This window comes from Sinorhizobium terangae, from assembly GCF_029714365.1.
GTDB classification, from domain to species: domain Bacteria; phylum Pseudomonadota; class Alphaproteobacteria; order Rhizobiales; family Rhizobiaceae; genus Sinorhizobium; species Sinorhizobium terangae.
The window spans coordinates 2,985,250-3,005,294 of the sequence record NZ_CP121659.1; the positions used below are offsets into that span (position 1 = coordinate 2,985,250).

Sequence of the window (20,045 nt, forward strand, 5' to 3'; positions counted from 1 at the left end):
AACAGGCGCTCTTGCCGAGCGCGCGTGAGGGGCCCCCGAATCAGTCTCTGATGAACCGGGAGCCTGTTTCACCGGGGCCTCCTATTCGGCCGCCTCTGCCATTTTCATGCGTTCCATGTCCTCGAGCGCACGGCGGTATTCGACCGGCATGACCTTGCGGAACTTCGGCCGGTAATCCGTCCACTGATCCAGGATCTCCTTGGCACGGGGCGAGCCCGTGTAGTGCAGATGGTTGGAGATCAACTGGTAGAGCCGCTCCTCGTCATGACGCGTCATGTCGCCGGAAACGTCGACCATGCCCTTGTGCATGAGGTCGCCGCCGTGGTGGTGCAGCTTCTCCAGCATGTCGTCTTCCTCCGGCACCGGCTGCAGCTCGACCATCGCCATGTTGCAGCGGCGGGCGAAATCGCCCTCCTCGTCGAGAACATAGGCGACGCCGCCGGACATGCCGGCCGCGAAGTTGCGGCCCGTTCCGCCGATGACGACGACCACGCCGCCGGTCATGTATTCGCAGCCGTGATCGCCGACACCCTCGACGACCGCGATCGCACCGGAGTTACGCACTGCGAAGCGCTCGCCGGCGACGCCATTGAAGTAACATTCGCCCGAGATTGCTCCGTAAAGCACGGTGTTGCCGACGATGATCGACCGATGTGGCTCGATCCGGGAGGCTTCCGGCGGCCGGACGATGATGCGCCCGCCCGAGAGCCCCTTGCCGACATAGTCGTTGCCGTCGCCCACGAGGTCGAAGGTGATGCCGCGCGCGAGGAACGCGCCGAAGGATTGGCCCGCCGTGCCCTTGAGCGTCACGTTGATGGTATCGTCCTTCAACCCCTTGTGGCCCCAGCGCTTGGCGAGCGCACCGGAAAGCATCGCGCCAGCCGAACGGTCGACGTTCTTGATTTCCGCCTCGAAGGCGACGGGCTCCTTGGTTTCCAGCGCGGTCTTCGCCTTTTCGATCAGCCTGCGATCGAGAATGTCGTCGATCGGATGCTTCTGGCGCTCGGTCCAATAGGTCGCTTCCTTGGGAGCCTCCACCTTGTGGAAGATCTTCGAGAAGTCGAGGCCCTTGGCCTTCCAGTGCTCGATCATCCGGTCGCGCTCAAGCAGTTCGGAGGCGCCGATGATCTCATCGAGCTTTCTCACGCCAAGCGAAGCAAGGATCTCGCGCACTTCCTCGGCCACGAAGAAGAAGTAGTTGATGACGTGTTCCGGCGTGCCCTTGAAGCGCTTGCGGAGCACCGGATCCTGGGTGGCGACACCGACGGGACAGGTGTTCAGGTGGCACTTGCGCATCATGATGCAGCCGGCGGCGATCAGCGGTGCGGTCGCGAAACCGAACTCGTCCGCACCGAGCAGCGCGCCGATGATGACGTCGCGGCCGGTCTTGAGCCCGCCATCGACCTGCAGCGCGACGCGCGAGCGCAGACCGTTGAGCACGAGCGTCTGCTGGGTTTCGGCAAGGCCGATTTCCCACGGGCTGCCTGCATGCTTCAGCGAGGTCAGCGGCGAGGCGCCGGTACCTCCGTCGAAGCCGGCAATGGTGATGTGATCGGCGCGTGCCTTGGCGACACCGGCCGCAACCGTGCCGACGCCCACTTCCGACACCAGCTTGACGGAAACATCCGCCTCCGGGTTGACGTTCTTCAGATCGTAGATCAGCTGCGCCAGATCCTCGATCGAATAGATGTCATGGTGTGGCGGCGGCGAGATGAGGCCGACGCCCGGGGTCGAATGCCTCGTCTTGGCGACCGTCGCGTCGACCTTGTGGCCGGGAAGCTGGCCGCCCTCGCCCGGCTTTGCACCCTGGGCCACCTTGATCTGCAGCACGTCGGCGTTGACCAGATATTCGGTGGTGACGCCGAAGCGGCCGGACGCGATCTGCTTGATCGCGGAGCGCTGCGGGTTCATCGAACCATCCGGCAGCGGCATGTAGCGGTCACTCTCCTCGCCGCCCTCGCCGGTGTTCGACTTGCCGCCGATGCGGTTCATCGCGATCGCGAGCGTCGTGTGCGCCTCGCGGCTGATCGAGCCGAAGGACATCGCCCCGGTCGAGAAACGCTTGACGATATCCGCCGCCGGCTCGACCTCGTCCACCGGAATCGGCTTGCGGCCGACGGCCTCGGCGCTCTTGATCGTGAAGAGGCCGCGGATCGTATTCATGCGCAGCGACGACGCATTCACCATGTCGGCAAATTCGCGATAGCGGTCCTGAGCATTGCCGCGCACCGCGTGCTGCAGCGAGGCGATGGCGTCCGGCGTCCAGGCATGGCTCTCGCCACGCATGCGGTAGGCGTATTCGCCGCCGATATCGAGCGTGTTGGCGAGCACCGGATCGGCGCCGAAGGCCGCCTTGTGGCGGGCGACCGTTTCGGCGGCAATCTCTTCGAGACCGATACCTTCGATCGTCGTCGCCGTGCCGAAGAAATACTGGTCGACGAGCTTCGACGACAGGCCGACGGCGTCGAAGATCTGCGCGCCGCAATAGGACTGGTAGGTCGAAATCCCCATCTTCGACATGACCTTGAGGATGCCTTTGCCAACCGCCTTGATGTAGCGGTAGACAACCTCGTTGGCGTCGACTTCCTTCGGGAACTCGCCGCGCTTGTGCATGTCGACCAGCGTGTCGAAAGCGAGATACGGGTTGATTGCCTCGGCGCCGTAGCCGGCGAGCAGGCAGAAGTGATGTATCTCGCGCGGCTCGCCCGATTCAAGCACGATGCCGACCGAGGTGCGCAGGCCCTTGCGGATCAGGTGATGGTGCACGGCCGCGGTCGCCAGCAGCGCCGGGATCGCGACGCGATCCGGGCCGACCTGACGGTCGGAGAGCACGATGATGTTGTAGCCGCCCTTGACCGCCGCTTCCGCCCGCTCGCAGAGGCGATCGAGCATTTCCGGCATCCCTTCTGCACCGCGCGAAATGTCATAGGTGAAGTCGAGCGTCTTGGTGTCGAACCGGTCCTCCGTGTGACCGATCGAACGGATCTTTTCGAGATCGCCATTGGTGAGGATCGGCTGGCGAACCTCGAGCCGCTTGGCATGCGCCATGCCCTCGTGGTCGAGGATGTTCGGGCGCGGACCGATGAACGAGACGAGGCTCATCACCAGCTCCTCGCGGATCGGGTCGATCGGCGGGTTGGTGACCTGCGCGAAGTTCTGCTTGAAATAGGTGTAAAGCAGCTTGGGCTTGCTCGACATGGCCGAGATCGGCGTGTCGGTGCCCATCGAGCCGATCGCTTCCTGCCCGGTCGTCGCCATCGGCGACATCAGGATCTTGGTGTCTTCCAGCGAATAACCGAAGGCCTGCTGACGGTCGATCAGCGAGACGTCGCGGCGAAGCGCCCGCGGCTCGACCGGCTTCAGTTCCTCCAGGATCAACTGCGTGTCGTCGAGCCACTTGCGGTAGGGATGCTTGTTGGCGAGCGACGACTTCACCTCATCGTCGGAGATGATGCGGCCCTCTTCCATGTCGATCAGCAGCATCTTGCCCGGCTGCAACCGCCACTTCTTGACGATCTTGTCCTCGGCGACCGGCAGCACGCCGGCCTCCGACGCCATGATGACGCGGTCGTCGCTGGTGACGATGTAACGCGCCGGACGCAGGCCGTTGCGGTCGAGCGTCGCGCCGATCTGGCGGCCATCGGTGAAGGCGACCGCGGCCGGCCCGTCCCACGGCTCCATCAATGCCGCATGGTACTCGTAGAACGCCTTGCGCTCCGCCGACATCAGCTGGTTGCCGGCCCAAGCTTCGGGGATCAGCATCATCACCGCATGCGCGAGCGAATAGCCGCCCCTGATCAGGAACTCGAGCGCGTTGTCGAAACAGGCAGTGTCCGACTGGCCCTCATAGGAAATCGGCCAGAGCTTGGAGATGTCGTCGCCGAAAAGCGGTGAAGAGACCGAAGCCTGTCGCGCCGCCATCCAGTTGACGTTTCCGCGCAGCGTGTTGATCTCGCCGTTGTGCGCGACCATGCGGTAGGGATGCGCGAGCTTCCACGACGGGAAGGTGTTGGTCGAGAAGCGCTGGTGCACCAGCGCCACCGCCGACTGGAAGCGCTCGTCGGAAAGATCCTTGTAATAGGCGCCGACCTGGTAGGCGAGGAACATGCCCTTGTAGACCACGGTCGAAGTCGACAGCGATACGACATAGAAGCCGAGGTCGCCGCCGTCTGCCTCCGCATAGATGCGGTTGGAAATCACCTTGCGGAGCGTGAACAGCCGGCGCTCGAATTCGGCGTTTGTCGCGGCCTCGCGGCCGGCACCGATGAAGACCTGCACGTGGTGCGGTTCGGTAGCCGCGATGTCCGGCGCCTTGGAAAGCGACGAATTGTCGACCGGCACGTCGCGGAAGCCGAGCAGGTGCTGGGCTTCCTCGGCAACGACCTCGCTGATCACGTCCTTGAAATGGGCGATCAGCTTTTCGTCGCGCGGCATGAAGAGATAGCCGACGGCATATTCGCCCGCCTTCGGCAGGGTGACGCCCTGCTTCGCCATTTCCTCGCGGAAAAAGCGATCGGGAATCTGAACGAGGATACCCGCGCCATCGCCCATCAGCGGATCGGCACCAACGGCGCCGCGATGCGTCAGGTTTTCGAGCATGAAAAGGCCGTCGCGCACGATCTGATGCGACTTCTCACCCTTCATGTGAGCGACGAAGCCGACGCCGCAGGCGTCGTGCTCGTTTCGCGGGTCGTAGAGCCCCTGTTTTCGCGGTAATCCGGACGGGAAAGCGGGCGTTTTCGCAACCGTCGCACCATTGCGTGCGAGGTGGAGCCCTGATTGCTTTGATGGCGAATGATCCGTCATCGTCTTCCCTCCTATTGGACCCGGAAATTCCGGGCATACCGCCGCCCGCGCACTCCTCGCCGCGCTTTTCGCGCTGCGGCAAAGCCGGGCATTATCGTCGCATGATCCTGATCAGGTCGCAAATAAAGCGCGGCTGCACCAGGCACGAATGTCCCGCGACCATCCTGATGGCAGGCGTCAACACCGGATGAAACCCGGCGCAAACCCCTTGCGCTACACGCCAAAAGCCGCATTTTGCGGGCCTTCCGGCGATTGTTCCGGTCCCCAGACCGAAATAGGACAGCAAACCTGTCCTATTTCATGCGCTCTATGCCAGAAAGCGCCCCCATTCGCAAGGGGCATATCAGCAAATAATGGAAGAGAGTTTGCCGAAGATTGCCGGAAATTTCGCGCTTTTAAAATTAAATTACAATCGCTCGGCGGTTTCTTCACTTTGGTTTCAAACTGGTCTTGTGTTGGCATGCCTGTCAGACAGCCGCATTGATCGTCCGTGGAAGTCGGCTATGGTCTCGCCGGAGCGGCCGAAGGGTGGCCGAAAACAGGGTGACTTCAGATGATCTTTTCCTCCGACAACTGGGCAGGCGCCCATCCGGCAATCGCCGAAAGCCTGGTGGCTCATGCAGGCGGCTATGCTTCTGCCTATGGCACAAGCGAACTCGACCGGAAGGTGGAAAGAAAATTCTCGGAAATCTTCGAAAGGGACGTGGCGGTATTTTTCGTCGGCACCGGCACCGCCGCGAACGCGCTGGCGCTGTCCAGCGTCAACCGGGCTGGCGGCGTGGTCTTTTGCCATCGAGACGCGCATGTCAACGTCGATGAGTGCGGTGCACCGGAATTCTTCTCTCACGGGGCCAGGCTCTGCCCGGTCGACGGCATTGGCGGCAAGATGGACGCGCCGGGGCTGGAGGCCGAGATCCGTCGCTTTCCCCCGGAATTCATCCATGGCGGCCGGCCGATGGCAGTGACCATCACCCAGGCGACGGAAAGCGGCACAGTCTATTCGCCGGCAGAAATCGATGCGATTGCCGCCGTCGCGAAATCGCACAAGCTTCCGCTGCACATGGACGGTGCGCGCTTCGCCAACGCGCTGGTCAGCCTCGGGACGACGCCGGCGGAAATGACCTGGAAACGCGGTATCGACCTATTGTCGTTCGGCGGCACCAAGAACGGCTGCTGGTGTGCCGAAGCGCTCGTCCTGTTCGACCCTTCGAAGGCGCACGAAATGCATTTCCTGCGTAAGCGCGCCGCCCAACTCTTTTCGAAATCCCGCTTCATCGCCGCGCAGTTCGACGTCTATCTCTCAGGCGATCTGTGGCTCAATCTCGCCCGTCATGCGAACGCGATGGCGGAGCGCCTTGCCGACGGCATTTCCGCCTCGGCGAAAAGCCGGCTCGCCTGGTCGCCGGACGCCAACGAGGTTTTCGTGATCCTCAAGCAGGACGTGGCGTCGAAGCTGCAGCAACATGGTGCGGTCTTCTACGACTGGCATGTTCCGGATCACCTGGCGGACAGTGTGGCCGCTGACGAAGGGCTCTACCGGCTCGTCACCAGCTTCGCGACACGATCGGAAGACGTCGACCGCTTCGTCGAAGCCTGCTGATGGGCAAAAGACGAATACGAAGAAGGCGGCGCCATTCGGACGCCGCCTTCTTGAATTCCAGTCCTTAGATCAGATTAGAGGGTCTGGGCCTCAATCTGCTTCGGCTGCGAGGCAACCGAGGTGATCTCGATGCGACGCGGCTTGGCTGCCTCCGGGATCTCGCGCACGAGATCGACGTGGAGCAGGCCGTTCTTCAGCGAAGCGGACTTGATCTCGACATGGTCGGCGAGTTGGAAGCGGCGCTCGAATGCGCGCTTGGCAATGCCGCGATGGAGAAACTGGCTTTCCTCGCCCTTGTCTTCGCTCTTTTCGCCCTTGATCGTCAGCGTGTGTTCACGCGCTTCGACCGAAAGCTCGCTCTCGTCGAAACCGGCAACGGCCATGGTGATGCGATAGGCGTTTTCGCCCGTGCGCTCGATGTTATAGGGCGGATAGGTCTGCGACTGATCGGGCTGTCCAAGGCTGTCAAGCATGGTGAACAGGCGATCAAAGCCGACTGTGGAACGATAAAGGGGGGAGAAATCAAAGTGACGCATGGTGTCCTCCTTAAGAGCAACGGTTTGCGATGTCTGGTCTGCCACCCCATCAGGCGGCGGCGCGACCGGTGAACGGACCCGTGATCGGCGTCCGTGATGAAAACATGGGAACGCTCGTGCGCCAGTTCAAGGGAATTTCTGCGCCGATTCTTCGGGATTGGCGCTTGGTGAACAGAACATGAATGACTGGTTCGGTCCCCATTCAGCCGCCGTGGATTAAAACAAGGACACTGGGAAAAATTCCTGGCGCTGAAGTACATGTCCCTTCTGCTTCAGCGGCCGGAAACGGTGATCGTCCGGATTTCACCCACCGTTTCCGGCCCTTTTTTCTTTGACGCGCTTGAGGCCACCGCCTATCCCTCAGAAGACGCGGGTGTTTGGCGGAACGCTTTCATTGTTCCCCTGTCCACGCCAAGGATTTCAACGCGCTTTAGATCTCGGGCCGTCGCTCTTCATGACCATCCTCTATTCGATACCGGACAACCCGATACCGGGCAAATATGCGGCAGGCTTCTTCGATGGGGTCGGCAACCGCAAGATTCGCTATGCGGTTTTCAAGACGGAAGTCTCGGTTGCCCGCGGCACCATCGTGCTGCTGCCGGGCCGCAACGAGGCGATCGAGAAGTATTTCGAGACAATCGCTGATCTCATCGCCGCCGGTTTCTGGGTCGCCACCTTCGACTGGCGCGGCCAGGGCGGCTCCGAGCGCTTGCTGCGCCACCCCGGTCGCGGCCATGTCGCTCATTTCACCGACTACGAGCGCGATCTCATGATCTTCCTCGAGGAGATCGTCCTGCCCGACACCCGCCTGCCCTTCTCCATCGTCGCCCACTCTATGGGCGCGCTGGTGGCGCTGTCGCTGGCGCCGATGCTCGCGAGCCGGATCGACCGCATGGTGCTGCTTGCGCCCTTTGTCGGCCTCGGCGGCCAGGCCATCGACCAAAAAGGCATTTTTGCGATCGCGACGATAATGGACTGGCTCGGCTTGGGAAGGCTGCCGCTCCATGGCGACAAGGGCAACCTTCCCTTCGCGAATAACGTCCTGACGGCCGACGCGCGCCGCTTTGCGCGCAACCAGGCGCTGACCGATGCCTACCCGCAATTGCGGGTGGGACCACCAACCGCCCGATGGCTGCACGAGACCTTCCAGGCAATGCGGCGCGTCCTGCGCCGCGCGCATCTGACGCAGGTCAGCGTGCCGACCATCATCCTGGCGCCGACAGCCGACCGCCTCGTGCCGCATCTTGCCGTGGAATTCCTGGCGCGCAATTTCCGCGCCGGGCACATGATCCCGATCGACGGCGCGCGTCACGAGCTTTTCCAGGAAGCCGACCGTTATCGTGCCCAGGCGATGGCTGCAATTTTCGCGTTCCTGCCCGGATTCGAGAACGCCGGCCAGGCGCCCCACCAATTCGAGGAAAGCTTAGTTCCCACTGCATGATTCCTTAGATCGGAATCGATTCGAGGACAAAATCATGCAGCAATTTAAAGTGCTACAGCGAACTCAGCGCGTCCCGTCGGACGCGCTGAGTTGCAGTATTTTCAGCGCCTGCGCGTGGATCTCGCGGCTGCCGGCGGCGATGATCTCGCCGCCCATTTCCGCCGCGCCGCCCTGCCAATTGGTGACAATGCCGCCAGCCTGTTCGATCAGCGGAATGAGACCGCCGACGTCGTAGGGCTTCAATCCGCATTCGATCACAAGGTCGACGTGGCCGGATGCGAGAAGCGCGAAGGCGTAGCAGTCGCAACCATAGCGGAAGAGCCGCACCTTGGCCTGCAATGCCTCGAAGCGCTCCTTGAGATCGCCGGTATAGAGATGCGGCGAGGTGGTGAACAGCACCGCTTCCGAGAGCGCGTCGCAGGCACGCGTGGAAAGCACCTTCTCGCCATCGGGACCGCGATAGGTCGCCTTCTCGCCGTCGGCAAAATAGCGTTCGCCGGTAAACGGCTGGTCCATCAGCCCCATCACGGCCTTGCCGTTGCGGTAGAGACCGATCAGCGTTCCCCAGACGGGAAGCCCGGAAATGAAGGCGCGCGTCCCGTCGATCGGATCGATCACCCAGACATGTTCGCGGTCGAGACCGACATTGCCGTGCTCCTCGCCCAAAATGCCGTGCTGTGGAAACGTATCTTCGATCAACGCGCGGATTGCCGCCTCGGCCGACCTGTCCGCCTCCGTGACGGGGTCGAACCCGCCTTCCAGTTTGTTGACGACGCTGGCGCCGGTCCGGAAAAGCGGCATTGTCTCCGCTTTGGCAGCGTCGGCGAGGCGGTCGAAAAAGGTGCGGTCCGGCAACATGTCGCTCTCTCGAAGAAAGTATGGGGAAGGGGAACCCTGATTAGACGAATTTGATCGAAAGGCAAGAATGCCGGAATTCGCGCAAATGGAAGCCGGGAGCGGAGGCTCGAAACGTTCCGCATCGCACCGTCGGTTTCAGGAAATTCCCGCTGCGCCTGCGAAAGTTTTCACCCTCAAAACTTGACATTTGTGCAGCGCAACAATAGAGTGTTTAAGCAGTCACCCATGGCTGCAAATACCCTCCTTGGGTGTTTCCTCCCTAGACTTGACCGCGCCGCTGGCGCGGTTCTTTTTGAGAGCGCCGGGCCGCGCTATTCCGCCGCGAGCGGCAGATAGGCGCCATATTCCTCGACATGTTGCGCAAGTGCGGCGATAAACGTCGTGAGGTCGGCCGTCAGCGCGGCAAATCCGGGCTTTTTGACGAGGGTCACCTCGTCGACATAGAGGCTCCGGTTGATTTCGATCTGGAGCGCGTGCAATCCGCGTGTCGGCCGGCCGTAATGCTCGGTGATGAAGCCGCCGGCATAGGGCTTGTTGCGGGCGACCACGTAACCAAGCTGTTCGAGCAGGCCGACAGCGGTGCGTGACAACTCCGCCGCCGCACTGGTGCCATACCGGTCGCCGACGATGAAGTCCGGCCGACGGCTGCTGCCGGGAAGATGGACGTTGCCCGGCATCGAATGGCAATCGATCAGGACCGACATCCCGAACTGCACATGGGTGCGGGCGATCAGCTTCCTGAGCGTCGCGTGATAGGGCTTGTAGATCGTCTCGATGCGTCCCAGCGCTTCCTCGACCGGAAACCGGCCACGATAGATCTCCATATTCTCGGCGACAAGGCGCGGCACGGTTCCAAGACCGCCGGCGACCCGCATGGAGCTTATGTTGGCATGCGGCGGCAACTGCCCTTCGAACATGCGCGGATCGAGTTCGTAGGGTTCACGGTTGACATCGAGAAAGGCGCGCGGGAAATGGGCGCGAAGCAGCGGCGCGCCCAGAAAGGTCGCGTTCTGAAACAGCTCATCGACGAAGTGATCTTCCGAACGGCGGATCGAATGCGCATCGAGCCGCGATTGATCAAGAAAGGACTGCGGATAGAACTGGCCGCTATGCGGGGAATTGAACACAAAGGGGATCCGCTGACTTGCGGGTTCCAGGACCTCGAAAAACTCCCGCTCGACTGCTTCCCCCATCGCAACCCTTTTTACCATGTCCGGATCTTGCTGTTCGGATCATGTTGCCAGTTGGTCGCCTCTGTGTCCATAGTGACGTCTCGCTGGTACCTGGGCATTGTTATGCCCTGTTCACCAGATATTTACCATGTTGCGGTCTGCTGAGCTGCCGCACTCCACAAGCATCGAAAAGAAGTAGCCACGGCCGAATACATGACTGCGAAAATCCTCCTTGCCGAAGACGATAACGATATGCGCCGCTTCCTCGTGAAGGCGCTGGAAAAGGCTGGCTATAAGGTCCTGTCCTATGACAATGGCGCCAGCGCCTATGACCGGCTTCGCGAAGAACCCTTTTCGCTTCTCTTGACCGACATCGTCATGCCGGAGATGGACGGCATCGAACTCGCCCGCCGCGCGACCGAACTCGACCCGGACCTCAAGGTGATGTTCATCACCGGCTTTGCCGCGGTGGCGCTGAACCCCGATTCGAAGGCGCCGAAGGATGCCAAGGTCCTTTCCAAGCCCTTCCACCTGCGCGACCTCGTCAACGAGGTCAACAAGATGCTGGCCGCCTGACGGCGCCTTGCTACTGCATGATCCTTAAATCGGAATCGATTTAAGGACAAAATCATGCAGCAAATCAGCAATTCAAAGTGCTGCAGCGACCTTTGCGCGTCCGATTGGACGCGCGGCGCTGGAGGACGGCCCTGTTGAAATTGTTGGCCCCGCCAACTCCGCGCGGGTGCACATTGCTTCGAGGCTGCGGCCGATCCGTGCTGATCGGCCGCAGCCTTTGTCATTTCAATAATTTATCGGAAGATTCCGCTCGGCCGAGGCATCCGGCGAAGGTGTTTCGCTGAGAAATGCGGTCAGTGAACATCTCCGAAATTTCTGTCAAAAAACCTTCGAAAAGCCTATTGACGCGGACGAGGGTTTTGTGGTCTATGCGCCGCATCGGATGGGCGTGTAGCTCAGCGGGAGAGCACTACGTTGACATCGTAGGGGTCACAAGTTCGATCCTTGTCACGCCCACCATCCAAGTTTCTGATGTTGAAGGCCTTTCGAGAAATCGAGAGGCCTTTTTACTTGGTGCCCCTTACAGCGCCGTGCGTCCTTTAGGACGCACAAAGGACGCTGTAACTTTCTGATTCCACGCATCGTGCTTTCCGAAAATCGGGTCCGATCTTCGGGCCGATGCGGTAGGTTCACTGAACCTCCTACAAAGGCATTGGCGATGAGCCGAGCCGCTTTCCGCCAGGCAGATGTGGAACGGTTTTATCCGCGCCGCACCCTTGTCGGCACGATCTTGTCGGCCTTCTCCTCAGAGGACGTTGCGACGCCTGCACTGGTAGGGACGGGAAGAGAATTGAGACGACTGACGATGCATGTCACGCTCTCGTCATCATCGCTGGTTATACAGGTCGCATCTCGCCATTGACCACGGATGTACTGGCAATGGCTCTAGGAAGGTCGGGTATGCCCCGGCCTTTTTTGTTTGCGAGCCTTTCCTCCGTCCTTACAGCGCCGCTCGTCGAACCAGACGCGCAAAGGTCGCTGTATTTTGAGTTTCTGCAGGCAGTAGCGGGCCAGATCTCTCCTCCATAATTCTCACTCGAGACGGTAATCCTGCGCCGGATCCATCGCAAGGCACCGCCGACCCGTCTGACCGCTCGCAGATTGAAAGCGAGCCATACTTAGAAGGCAGGCGGCCGCCCTTTGCCAACCAATTGGGCATTTCGGATTTTGCTTTATTTTTGAGCAGATATGAATTATACGACAGTTATGCGATGCGGTCCCTCCCAAGCGCATCGCCGGGTTCGCGTACCGATATAGCCTGTCGCTGATGCATCGGCGCCAGGCTTTCTTTTTCGGCCACCGATGCGCGGATTCGCAAAAACGCCACAGACCAGCAGATCTCCGTTTTGCTTCACTTTCGACCGGCGCTAGCGCATCGGCCCGAAAATCGGACCCGATTTTCGGAAAGCACGATGCGTGGAATCAAAGAGTTACAGTGTCCCTTGCGCGTCCCAAAGGACGCACGGCGCTGTAGCGGCGATTGTCCATCTCCTCCGCCGGCCTTGGGCGTTGAACCAACCAGCCCGTTCCAAGCGATCAGGTCCATTCCAAAACGTTTCGGCTTGACTCCCAAAACGTTTTGGAGAATTCTCTCCGATAGGGAGTGAAAGCATTGGCCAATCTGAAACAGCTCGCGCAATCGCTTGGACTGTCGATCACGACGGTTTCCCGTGCGCTGGACGGCTATTCCGATGTCTCTGCCGCCACCCGCGAGCGGGTGCGCGAGGCCGCGGAGAAGGCAGGATACCGGCCGAATGCATCTGCCCGCAGGCTCCGCAAGCAACGTGCCGAATTGGTCGCCGTCACACTGCCGAGTGACCCCGGCCATATCGGCCCGCCGCACTTTCTCGACATGCTTTCCGGCTGTGCCGAACATCTGGCGAGCGCAGGCCTGAACCTCGTCATCGCACCCGTTCCGCGCGGCGAGAGCGAAGTAGAAATCTGCCGCCGCTTTGTCGATGGCCGGCGTGTCGACGCCATGCTCCTGGTGCGCACCAAGCGGCGCGACGAGCGCGTCGAGTTCCTGCAGTCGCGCGGCATCCCCTTCGTCACCAATGGCCGCACCGAAAGCCTTGAGCCGCACCCCTATATCGATGGCGACGGCTTTGCCGGGTTCCTTGCCGCGACCCGGCGTTTCCAGGCCACCGGCCACCGCCGCATCGGCCATATCGCCGGCCCGCAGGAATATTACTTCGCGCATGTGCGCCGCATGGGCTGGCAGGCGGCCATGGACGATGCAGGCCTCGAATCCGACCTCTGCGCCGAGGGCGCGCCGACCGAACAGGGGGGCTACCTCGCGGCCCTTGAGCTGCTCCGCCGTCCTTCGAGGCCGACCGCGCTCGTCTGCGCCACCGACGAAATGGCGATCGGCGCGCTCAGGGCATTGCGCGAGATCGACGGCGGCGATCACATCAGCGTCGTTGGACACGACGATCTGCCGATCGGTGCCTATACGAGCCCGTCGCTTTCGACCATGCGCATGACCGGCGAGAACCTTGGGGCGAGCTTCGCCTCACTGCTGCTTCGTGCCATCGCGGGCGAACCGGCGGCTGAGCTCCAGGAGCTTCACGCGATCGAATTCGTCGACCGCGACAGCCACCGACGCCCGCGCGGGTGACGGCATAATCGATTCGATCACGGCCGAGAACAATGAAGGAGGAGAAGATGAAACGCCTGATGTCATTCGGAATTGTGGCTTCCACCGTGCTGGCTTTTGCCTCACCGGTGCTCGCCCAGACGGTTTTTGTATCCACGCAGCTTCGTCCGATCGAAGAAGCGACCGTCGTTCGCGAGGAACTGCTGCAGGATGTCGGCGACGTCGACTACGTCGTCGAAGAGCCGCCGCAGTTCGCGGTGCGCATGGAGGCGGAGCGCCAGGCCGGCACCCGCACGGTCAGCCTCGTCGGTGCGCTGCACGGCGAGCTTTCGCCGCTCGCCGACAGGGATTCCCTTGAGCCGCTCGACGATCTGGCCAAGACGCTCGCGGCCGGCGGCATGCCGCAATCGCTGCTCGATCTCGGCAAGCTCGGCAAATCGACCCAGCAATACATCCCGTGGATGCAGGCGACCTATGTCATGGCCGCCAAGAAGGAAGCCCTGCAGTACCTGCCTTCCGGTGCCGACGTGAATGCCCTCACCTATGACCAGCTCATAGAGTGGGGCAAGAAGATGCAGGAAGCGACCGGCCAGCCGCAGATTGGCTTCCCCGCCGGTCCGAAAGGCCTGATGGCACGCTACTTCCAGGGCTATTTCTACCCGTCCTTCACAGGCGGCGTCGTGCGCACCTTCCAGAGTGCCGACGCGGCGGCTGGCTGGGAAAAGCTGAAGGCGCTTTGGGCCTATGTGAACCCGAATTCGACCAACTACGACTTCATGCAGGAGCCGCTGGCTGCTGGCGAGGTCATGGTCGCCTGGGATCATGTCGCGCGCCTGAAGAACGCCATCTCCGCAGCTCCGGACGATTACGTGGTCTTCCCCGCACCGGCCGGCCCGAAGGGCCGCGGCTACATGCCGGTCGTCGCCGGTCTCGCGATCCCGAAGGGCGCACCGGACAAGGATGGCGCCACGAAGATCATCGAGCATCTGACAACGCCGGACGTCCAGCTCCTTACCGCATCGCGGGTCGGTTTCTTCCCGACGCTCAACGTAAAACTGCCTGAAGACCTGGATCCGGGTGTCGCGCTGCTCGCCGGCGCGGTGACGGCCACGCAGGCTTCAAAGGACGCGCTGATCTCGCTTCTGCCGGTCGGCCTCGGCGACAAGGGCGGCGAATTCAACAAGGTCTACATGGACAGCTTCCAGCGCATCGTGCTGCAGAACGAGCCGATCGCCGACGTGCTCAAGACGCAGGGCGAGACCATGGCCAAACTGATGACCGACACCAAGGCGCCCTGCTGGGCACCGGACGCCAAGAGCGACGGCCCCTGCCCGGTCGAATAATCCTCGCGAGGATGCCCGGGCGGATTGTTCGGGCATCCTCATCGAAGTCTTCCGAGGCGGGAACCGATGACCAAGAACCGATCCTGGATCCCCTATCTGCTGATCCTGCCGTCCGTCGCCTTCCTGGCGCTGCTCTTTATCGTACCGCTGCTGCAGACGATCTGGCTGGCGTTCTCGGACAATGGCGTGCCGTCGCCGGCAAATGCCCAGCGCATGATGGCCGACATCAATTTCACTCGCTCGGTCAAGAATACCTTCCTGCTGACCATCGCGGTCGTGCCGGTCCAGCTCGCCATAGCGCTTGTCATGGGCACGATGGTCGCCAAGGTCGGCCGCGGCCGGGAGACCATTCTCTGGGTCTGGACGATCCCGCTCGGTATCTCGGATCTCGCCGCCGGTCTCGTCTGGCTGTCGATCCTGCAGAACAGCGGCTATTTCAATTCGCTGCTGCTCGGCCTCGGCGTCCTCGAGCGGCAGGCGAGCTGGCTCTCCTACCAGACGCCCGTGGCCCTCTTCTTCGCCATCGCGGTCGCCGAGATCTGGCGCGGCACGGCGATTGTCATGGTCATCATCGTGGCCGGCCTCAATCAGGTGCCGAAGGAATTCAGGGAGGCTGCCGAAATCTTCGGCGCCGGGCCCTGGACGCGCTTCTGGCGCATCACCCTGCCGCTTATCCGGCCGGCGCTGCAATCGGCGCTCATCCTGCGCACGGTACTCGCCTTCGAGGTCTTCGCGGTCGTCTATGCGCTCGGCGGACGCAATTTCCCGGTCCTCGTCGGCGAGGCCTACACTTGGCAGAACCAGAACCAGAACTACGGCGTCGCCGCGGCCTATGCCGTGCTGATCATGATCATCTCGCTTGCTGCCACGCTCATCTATTTGAAAGCCATCAAGGTTGATCCGGAGCGCCTGCCATGAGTGCGCAAACCACGAGCAAAGCGGGCCCCGCAGGCTTCGTGTCCTCCCGCCGCTGGCTTCTCTGGAGCGGTATCGCAGCGCTCTGTGCCTGGGTCCTAGTGCCGATTTATCTCGTGGCCCTCGGCGCGCTCGGCGGCCGGCAAGGCGTTTATCAATGGCCGAAGACTGGTCTGCCGACCGGCGTCTCGCTAGACCCCTTCATCCTGTTCCTGAAGACCGAGGGCGTGCTGCAGTCCTTCCTGAATTCGCTGGGAGCGGCGGGAATCACCGTCGCGCTTTCGATCCTGCTCGGCGCACCGGCCGGCTACGCGCTCGCCCGCTACAATTTCCATGGCAAGGACAGTTACCGCCTGCTGGTGCTGCTCACCCGCGCTTTCCCGCTAGCGATCCTGGCGCTGCCCCTCACCGTTTCGTTCATCAAGCTCGGCCTCTACGACACGATCATCGGCGTCGGCCTGATCCACACGGTGCTCGCCCTGCCGTTTGCCGCACTCGTGACGCAGGGCATCTTCATGGGCGTGCCGAGGGAGCTTGAGGAGGCCGCCTGGGTGTTCGGCTGCACCCGCGTCCAGGCTTTCTTCAAGATCGTTGCGCCGCTGGCACTGCCCGGCATCGTCGCAACGGCAGTCTTCGCTTTCGTCATTTCGTGGAACGAGGTGTTCGCGGCCTCGGTGCTGACGGTCCGCAACCGCACGCTGACGGCCTATCTGCTAACGGTCCTTTCCGAAAGCCCGATGCATTACCGCTTCGCCGGCGGCCTGATGCTCATCCTTCCGTCGGTTGTCTTCATTTTCGCGGTGAGGCGTTACCTCTTCGCGATCTGGGGCATTTCCTCCAAGTAACGGGACCATACCCATGGCCAACATTGTCATTGACCGCATCCGCAAGAGTTTCGGGACCTTCGAGGCCCTGAAGGAGGTCTCGCTGACGATCAACGACGGCGAATTCGTCTCGCTGCTCGGTCCTTCCGGCTGCGGCAAGACCACGCTGCTGCGCATCATCGCCGGATTGGAAACCTCGACGTCCGGCGACGTCCTGATCGGCGGCAAGTCCGTGATCGCTCTGCCGCCCAAGGAGCGTGGTCTTGCGATGGTTTTCCAGAACTACGCCGTCTTTCCACATATGACGGTCTACGAAAACGTCGCCTTCGGGCTACGAATGCAGAAGGCCGATGATGCGCGGGTGAAGGCACAGGTCGAGAAGGCGGCGGGCCTGCTCCACATTGAGCAGTATCTCGACCGCTATCCAAACAAGCTTTCGGGCGGTCAGCGCCAGCGCGTCGCTGTCGCTCGCGCGCTGGCAGTCGAGCCGAAGGTTCTGCTGATGGACGAGCCGCTTTCCAATCTCGACGCGCTACTGCGCCTCGAAATGCGCACCGAGCTCAAAACTGTGCTGCAGTCGGCGGGCACCACGACGATCTATGTCACCCACGACCAGACGGAGGCCATGGGCCTCTCCGACCGCATCGCCGTCATGCACAACGGTGTGGTCGAACAGGTCGGCACGCCGGTCGACGTCTACAACTATCCGGCGACGCGCTTCGTCGGCGGCTTCATCGGCAACCCGCCGATGAACTTCATCAAGGTGCCGGTCACGAACGGCCAAGTGGCCGCCGGCAGCGAACCGCTCACAGTGCCCAAGGAAACCGGCAATGAGGTAATTCTCGGCCTGCGCGGCGAGGCAGTGCAACTGGCGCCCCTGGCGCTCGGGCTGGAGATGAAGGTCCGCGTCGCCGAGCCGATGGGGTCGCATTTGCTGCTGACCGGCTCGATCCACGACCAGCCGGTGCGCGTCATCCTGCCATCTTCGGAAACCGTCAGGAGCGGCGACGTCATCGGCCTCAAGCTCGATCCGAACCGCATCACCTGGCTTTCGCCCGAAAGCGGCAAATCCTTTCCGGCCGCAACGGCCCGATAATTTTGGAGTACCCGGCATGAACATGCATATCGACCAGGCCAAGCGGATTCTCGTCGCCAACGATCGCGGCGGCTACACCGTGCCGACCGACCGGCTTTACCCCTTCCAGTGGAACTGGGATTCCGCTTTCGTCGCCATGGGTTTCGCGCTCTATGACACCGACCGGGCCTACCGCGAGTTGGAGCGCCTGGTGGAGGGCCAATGGGCCGACGGCATGATTCCGCACATCGTCTTCCACCAGCCGAGCGATACCTACTTCCCCGGTCCGAACGTCTGGCGCACGAAACACAAGATCCCGACGTCCGGCATCACCCAGCCGCCGGTCTTCGCCATTGCGCTGCGCAAGCTCCACGAGGCTGCAGGCAGGCAAGCGGAAGCCCGCACCCTGCCGCTCTACGAGGCGGCGCTGAAATGGCACCGTTGGTGGTACAAGGCCCGCGATCCCGAAGGCACCGGCCTCGTGGCGCTTCTTCATCCCTGGGAAAGCGGAAGCGACAACTCCCCGGCCTGGGACATCGCGCTCGCCCGCGTGCCGACCACCACTGATACGCCCGTGGTTCGCAAGGATACCGGCCATGTGAATGCTGACATGCGGCCGCGCGACGATGACTACAAGCGTTTCATCCATCTCGTCGACGCCTATGCCGCCTGCGGCTGGGATCCGGCAAGGCAATGGGAGAAAGCGCCGTTCAAGATCGCCGAAATCCAGACGACCGCGATCCTGCTGAAGGCCGGCGAGGACCTTGCATATCTCGCCGGCTTGTTCGGCAGGACGGAAGAGGCGGCCGAGATTGCCGCCTTCAACGACCGCACCCGGAGGGCAATCCTCGCCCAATGGCGGCCGAAGCTGTCGCGCTTCGTTTCCCGCGACCTGATCTCCGGCGACGACGTGGAAGCCGCCACACAGGCGGGTTTCATCCCTCTCCTATCGCTCGATCTGGACACCGTGATTGCAGGCGCGCTGGTGACCGAAATGAGAGCATGGTCGAAGGGCCTCAAGGTTGCATTCCCGACCACGAAGCCAGGCATCGCAGGATGGGAACCGAAGCGTTACTGGCGCGGCCCGGCCTGGGCCATCATCAACTGGCTGCTGATCGACGGACTGAAGCGCAACGGTCATCAGGATGCGGCGGAAGAGCTCAGGAAATCGACGATTACGGCGATCGAGACAGAAGGTTTCGCTGAATATTTCGACCCGGTGACCGGTGAGGGCTGCGGCGGCCTTGGTTTCTCATGGACGGCCGCCGCCTATATGTGGCTGACCAAAGCCCGCCTTCCTTGAAAGGCTACAGCGCCGTGCGTCCTTTAGGACGCACAAAGGACGCTGTGACTCTTTGATTCCACGCATCGTGCTTTCCGAAAATCGGGTCCGATTTTCGGGCCGATGCGCTAAGACCGCCTTCCGTCAAGAATCCACCGTTTCAGAAAAAGGTGGATTCTTTGACCGGCTCCGATGAGCCGTCAGTGCGCCACCTGCGATGCCGCCGACATCACTTCTTCCGGCGCCGGAGCCCGGAACATATTGCGGCCGTCAGGCGTCACCTCGGTGAAGCACCAGCGCACCACGCCGTCCCGGTCGAGCAGGAACTGTCCGACCATCTGGCCCATGCCCGTGGCGATCATCCGGTTGTCTTCGTCCGTTATCTCGTATTCGTCCTTCTTGTCGAGATATTCCGACGCGGCGAACGGATCCATTGGCTCCGGCAATTCTTCGGGCATGTCGATGCGCATCGACATCGCGGTCTGCATACCGACCTTGCGCGGCCAATCATCCTCGTTTTCGGTGAATTCCAGGTTGGGCAGACCGAAGGCACGGTGCGAAATCCGCTCCGGATCGGCTGCTGCAAGAAGGTTCGGCAGGGGATGGTAGCGGAAGTAGAGCCGTGCCCGCTCGATTGGCGTATTCACAACCGTCAGGCTTTCGACGCCTTTTTCGTTCAACGCACCCTTGAGCTGCGCCATGGCGGCGATGTGCCGGCGGCAAAACGGGCAATGGAGGCCCCGAAACAGGCCCACCAAAACCGGCTTGTGACCGCGAAAATCATCAATGGCGATCTTGCCTTCCTGCGTGATCGCGTCGAGTACGACATTCGGCGCGCGATCGCCCGGCTGCAATGGCCCCGTGCTGCGATATTCGACCATGATGCACTCCTCCCACTAATCATCCAGCGCCAGACATCTTCGCAGAAATCGAAGCCCGATGTCTTAGTGCAACTCCGGCAATGTGTACGGTTTACCGCCCGGAATTGCGTTATCCAACGAGTTGGATCCCTTCACTGTTT

Annotated in this window: 14 protein-coding genes and 1 tRNA gene; 10 read left to right on the forward strand and 5 right to left on the reverse strand. The window is 61.8% G+C overall.

All coding sequences use genetic code 11. The annotated features are described in order from the left end of the window. Positions 1-81: 81 nt before the first annotated feature. A complete protein-coding gene (gene gltB, locus QA637_RS14260; protein ID WP_283061880.1) occupies positions 82-4,806 on the reverse strand; it encodes a glutamate synthase large subunit in 4,725 nt (1,574 codons plus the stop codon). Positions 4,807-5,359: 553 nt separating this feature from the next. On the opposite strand from gltB, the gene QA637_RS14265 reads away from it, so the two are divergent. Beyond that, complete coding sequence (locus tag QA637_RS14265) at positions 5,360-6,406, forward strand: threonine aldolase family protein (protein ID WP_153439388.1); 1,047 nt, start codon at positions 5,360-5,362, stop codon at positions 6,404-6,406. A 74-nt stretch (positions 6,407-6,480) separates the two neighbouring features. Here QA637_RS14265 and QA637_RS14270 read toward each other — a convergent pair whose 3' ends face one another. Beyond that, complete coding sequence (locus tag QA637_RS14270) at positions 6,481-6,942, reverse strand: Hsp20 family protein (protein ID WP_153439389.1); 462 nt, start codon at positions 6,940-6,942, stop codon at positions 6,481-6,483. Between the two features lie 454 nt (positions 6,943-7,396). Here QA637_RS14270 and QA637_RS14275 point away from each other — a divergent pair, with 454 nt between their 5' ends. Continuing rightward, positions 7,397-8,383 carry an alpha/beta fold hydrolase gene (locus QA637_RS14275; protein WP_283061881.1) on the forward strand — a complete coding sequence of 329 codons (987 nt, stop codon included), beginning with the start codon at positions 7,397-7,399 and terminating at the stop codon, positions 8,381-8,383. A gap of 63 nt (positions 8,384-8,446) precedes the next feature. Here QA637_RS14275 and hisN read toward each other — a convergent pair whose 3' ends face one another. After that, positions 8,447-9,241 carry a histidinol-phosphatase gene (gene hisN, locus QA637_RS14280; RefSeq protein ID WP_153439393.1) on the reverse strand — a complete coding sequence of 265 codons (795 nt, stop codon included), beginning with the start codon at positions 9,239-9,241 and terminating at the stop codon, positions 8,447-8,449. Positions 9,242-9,552: 311 nt separating this feature from the next. Next, positions 9,553-10,434: an N-formylglutamate amidohydrolase gene (locus QA637_RS14285; RefSeq protein WP_153439466.1), complete on the reverse strand. Its 882-nt coding sequence runs from the start codon at positions 10,432-10,434 to the stop codon at positions 9,553-9,555. 192 nt (positions 10,435-10,626) lie between these two features. Here QA637_RS14285 and cpdR1 point away from each other — a divergent pair, with 192 nt between their 5' ends. The 8 genes from cpdR1 (at position 10,627) to QA637_RS14325 (ending at position 19,045) form a co-directional block, all read left to right on the forward strand. Continuing rightward, positions 10,627-10,989, forward strand: coding sequence for a response regulator CpdR1 (cpdR1, locus tag QA637_RS14290; protein WP_003531148.1), 363 nt, complete (start codon positions 10,627-10,629; stop codon positions 10,987-10,989). 384 nt (positions 10,990-11,373) lie between these two features. After that, a tRNA-Val gene (locus QA637_RS14295) sits at positions 11,374-11,448 on the forward strand. A 1,153-nt stretch (positions 11,449-12,601) separates the two neighbouring features. Beyond that, positions 12,602-13,606, forward strand: coding sequence for a LacI family DNA-binding transcriptional regulator (locus QA637_RS14300; protein WP_153439395.1), 1,005 nt, complete (start codon positions 12,602-12,604; stop codon positions 13,604-13,606). Positions 13,607-13,653: 47 nt separating this feature from the next. Then, positions 13,654-14,928, forward strand: coding sequence for an ABC transporter substrate-binding protein (locus QA637_RS14305; protein WP_153439397.1), 1,275 nt, complete (start codon positions 13,654-13,656; stop codon positions 14,926-14,928). Positions 14,929-14,994: 66 nt separating this feature from the next. After that, a complete protein-coding gene (locus tag QA637_RS14310; RefSeq protein ID WP_153439399.1) occupies positions 14,995-15,846 on the forward strand; it encodes a carbohydrate ABC transporter permease in 852 nt (283 codons plus the stop codon). Beyond that, entirely contained in the window at positions 15,843-16,688 is an 846-nt protein-coding gene (locus QA637_RS14315) for a carbohydrate ABC transporter permease (RefSeq protein ID WP_153439400.1), read from the forward strand. Before QA637_RS14310 ends, QA637_RS14315 begins: the two co-directional genes overlap by 4 nt. 13 nt (positions 16,689-16,701) lie before the next feature. Next, positions 16,702-17,763 carry an ABC transporter ATP-binding protein gene (locus tag QA637_RS14320; RefSeq protein ID WP_153439402.1) on the forward strand — a complete coding sequence of 354 codons (1,062 nt, stop codon included), beginning with the start codon at positions 16,702-16,704 and terminating at the stop codon, positions 17,761-17,763. Positions 17,764-17,779: 16 nt separating this feature from the next. Beyond that, a complete protein-coding gene (locus QA637_RS14325) occupies positions 17,780-19,045 on the forward strand; it encodes an MGH1-like glycoside hydrolase domain-containing protein (RefSeq protein ID WP_153439405.1) in 1,266 nt (421 codons plus the stop codon). 179 nt (positions 19,046-19,224) lie between these two features. Here the strand turns inward: QA637_RS14325 and QA637_RS14330 are convergent, their stop codons facing one another. Continuing rightward, positions 19,225-19,905: a peroxiredoxin-like family protein gene (locus QA637_RS14330; RefSeq protein WP_283061932.1), complete on the reverse strand. Its 681-nt coding sequence runs from the start codon at positions 19,903-19,905 to the stop codon at positions 19,225-19,227. Positions 19,906-20,045 lie beyond the last annotated feature (140 nt).

Bases quoted from the DNA above. Each gene is read 5' to 3' on its own strand.
- gltB (WP_283061880.1), bottom strand. From the start codon at position 4,806: ATGACGGATCATTCGCCATCAAAGCAATCAGGGCTCCACCTCGCACGC.
- QA637_RS14265 (WP_153439388.1), top strand. From the start codon at position 5,360: ATGATCTTTTCCTCCGACAACTGGGCAGGCGCCCATCCGGCAATCGCC.
- QA637_RS14270 (WP_153439389.1), bottom strand. From the start codon at position 6,942: ATGCGTCACTTTGATTTCTCCCCCCTTTATCGTTCCACAGTCGGCTTT.
- QA637_RS14275 (WP_283061881.1), top strand. From the start codon at position 7,397: ATGACCATCCTCTATTCGATACCGGACAACCCGATACCGGGCAAATAT.
- hisN (WP_153439393.1), bottom strand. From the start codon at position 9,241: ATGTTGCCGGACCGCACCTTTTTCGACCGCCTCGCCGACGCTGCCAAA.
- QA637_RS14285 (WP_153439466.1), bottom strand. From the start codon at position 10,434: ATGGGGGAAGCAGTCGAGCGGGAGTTTTTCGAGGTCCTGGAACCCGCA.
- cpdR1 (WP_003531148.1), top strand. From the start codon at position 10,627: ATGACTGCGAAAATCCTCCTTGCCGAAGACGATAACGATATGCGCCGC.
- QA637_RS14305 (WP_153439397.1), top strand. From the start codon at position 13,654: ATGAAACGCCTGATGTCATTCGGAATTGTGGCTTCCACCGTGCTGGCT.
- QA637_RS14310 (WP_153439399.1), top strand. From the start codon at position 14,995: ATGACCAAGAACCGATCCTGGATCCCCTATCTGCTGATCCTGCCGTCC.
- QA637_RS14315 (WP_153439400.1), top strand. From the start codon at position 15,843: ATGAGTGCGCAAACCACGAGCAAAGCGGGCCCCGCAGGCTTCGTGTCC.
- QA637_RS14320 (WP_153439402.1), top strand. From the start codon at position 16,702: ATGGCCAACATTGTCATTGACCGCATCCGCAAGAGTTTCGGGACCTTC.
- QA637_RS14325 (WP_153439405.1), top strand. From the start codon at position 17,780: ATGAACATGCATATCGACCAGGCCAAGCGGATTCTCGTCGCCAACGAT.
- QA637_RS14330 (WP_283061932.1), bottom strand. From the start codon at position 19,905: ATGGTCGAATATCGCAGCACGGGGCCATTGCAGCCGGGCGATCGCGCG.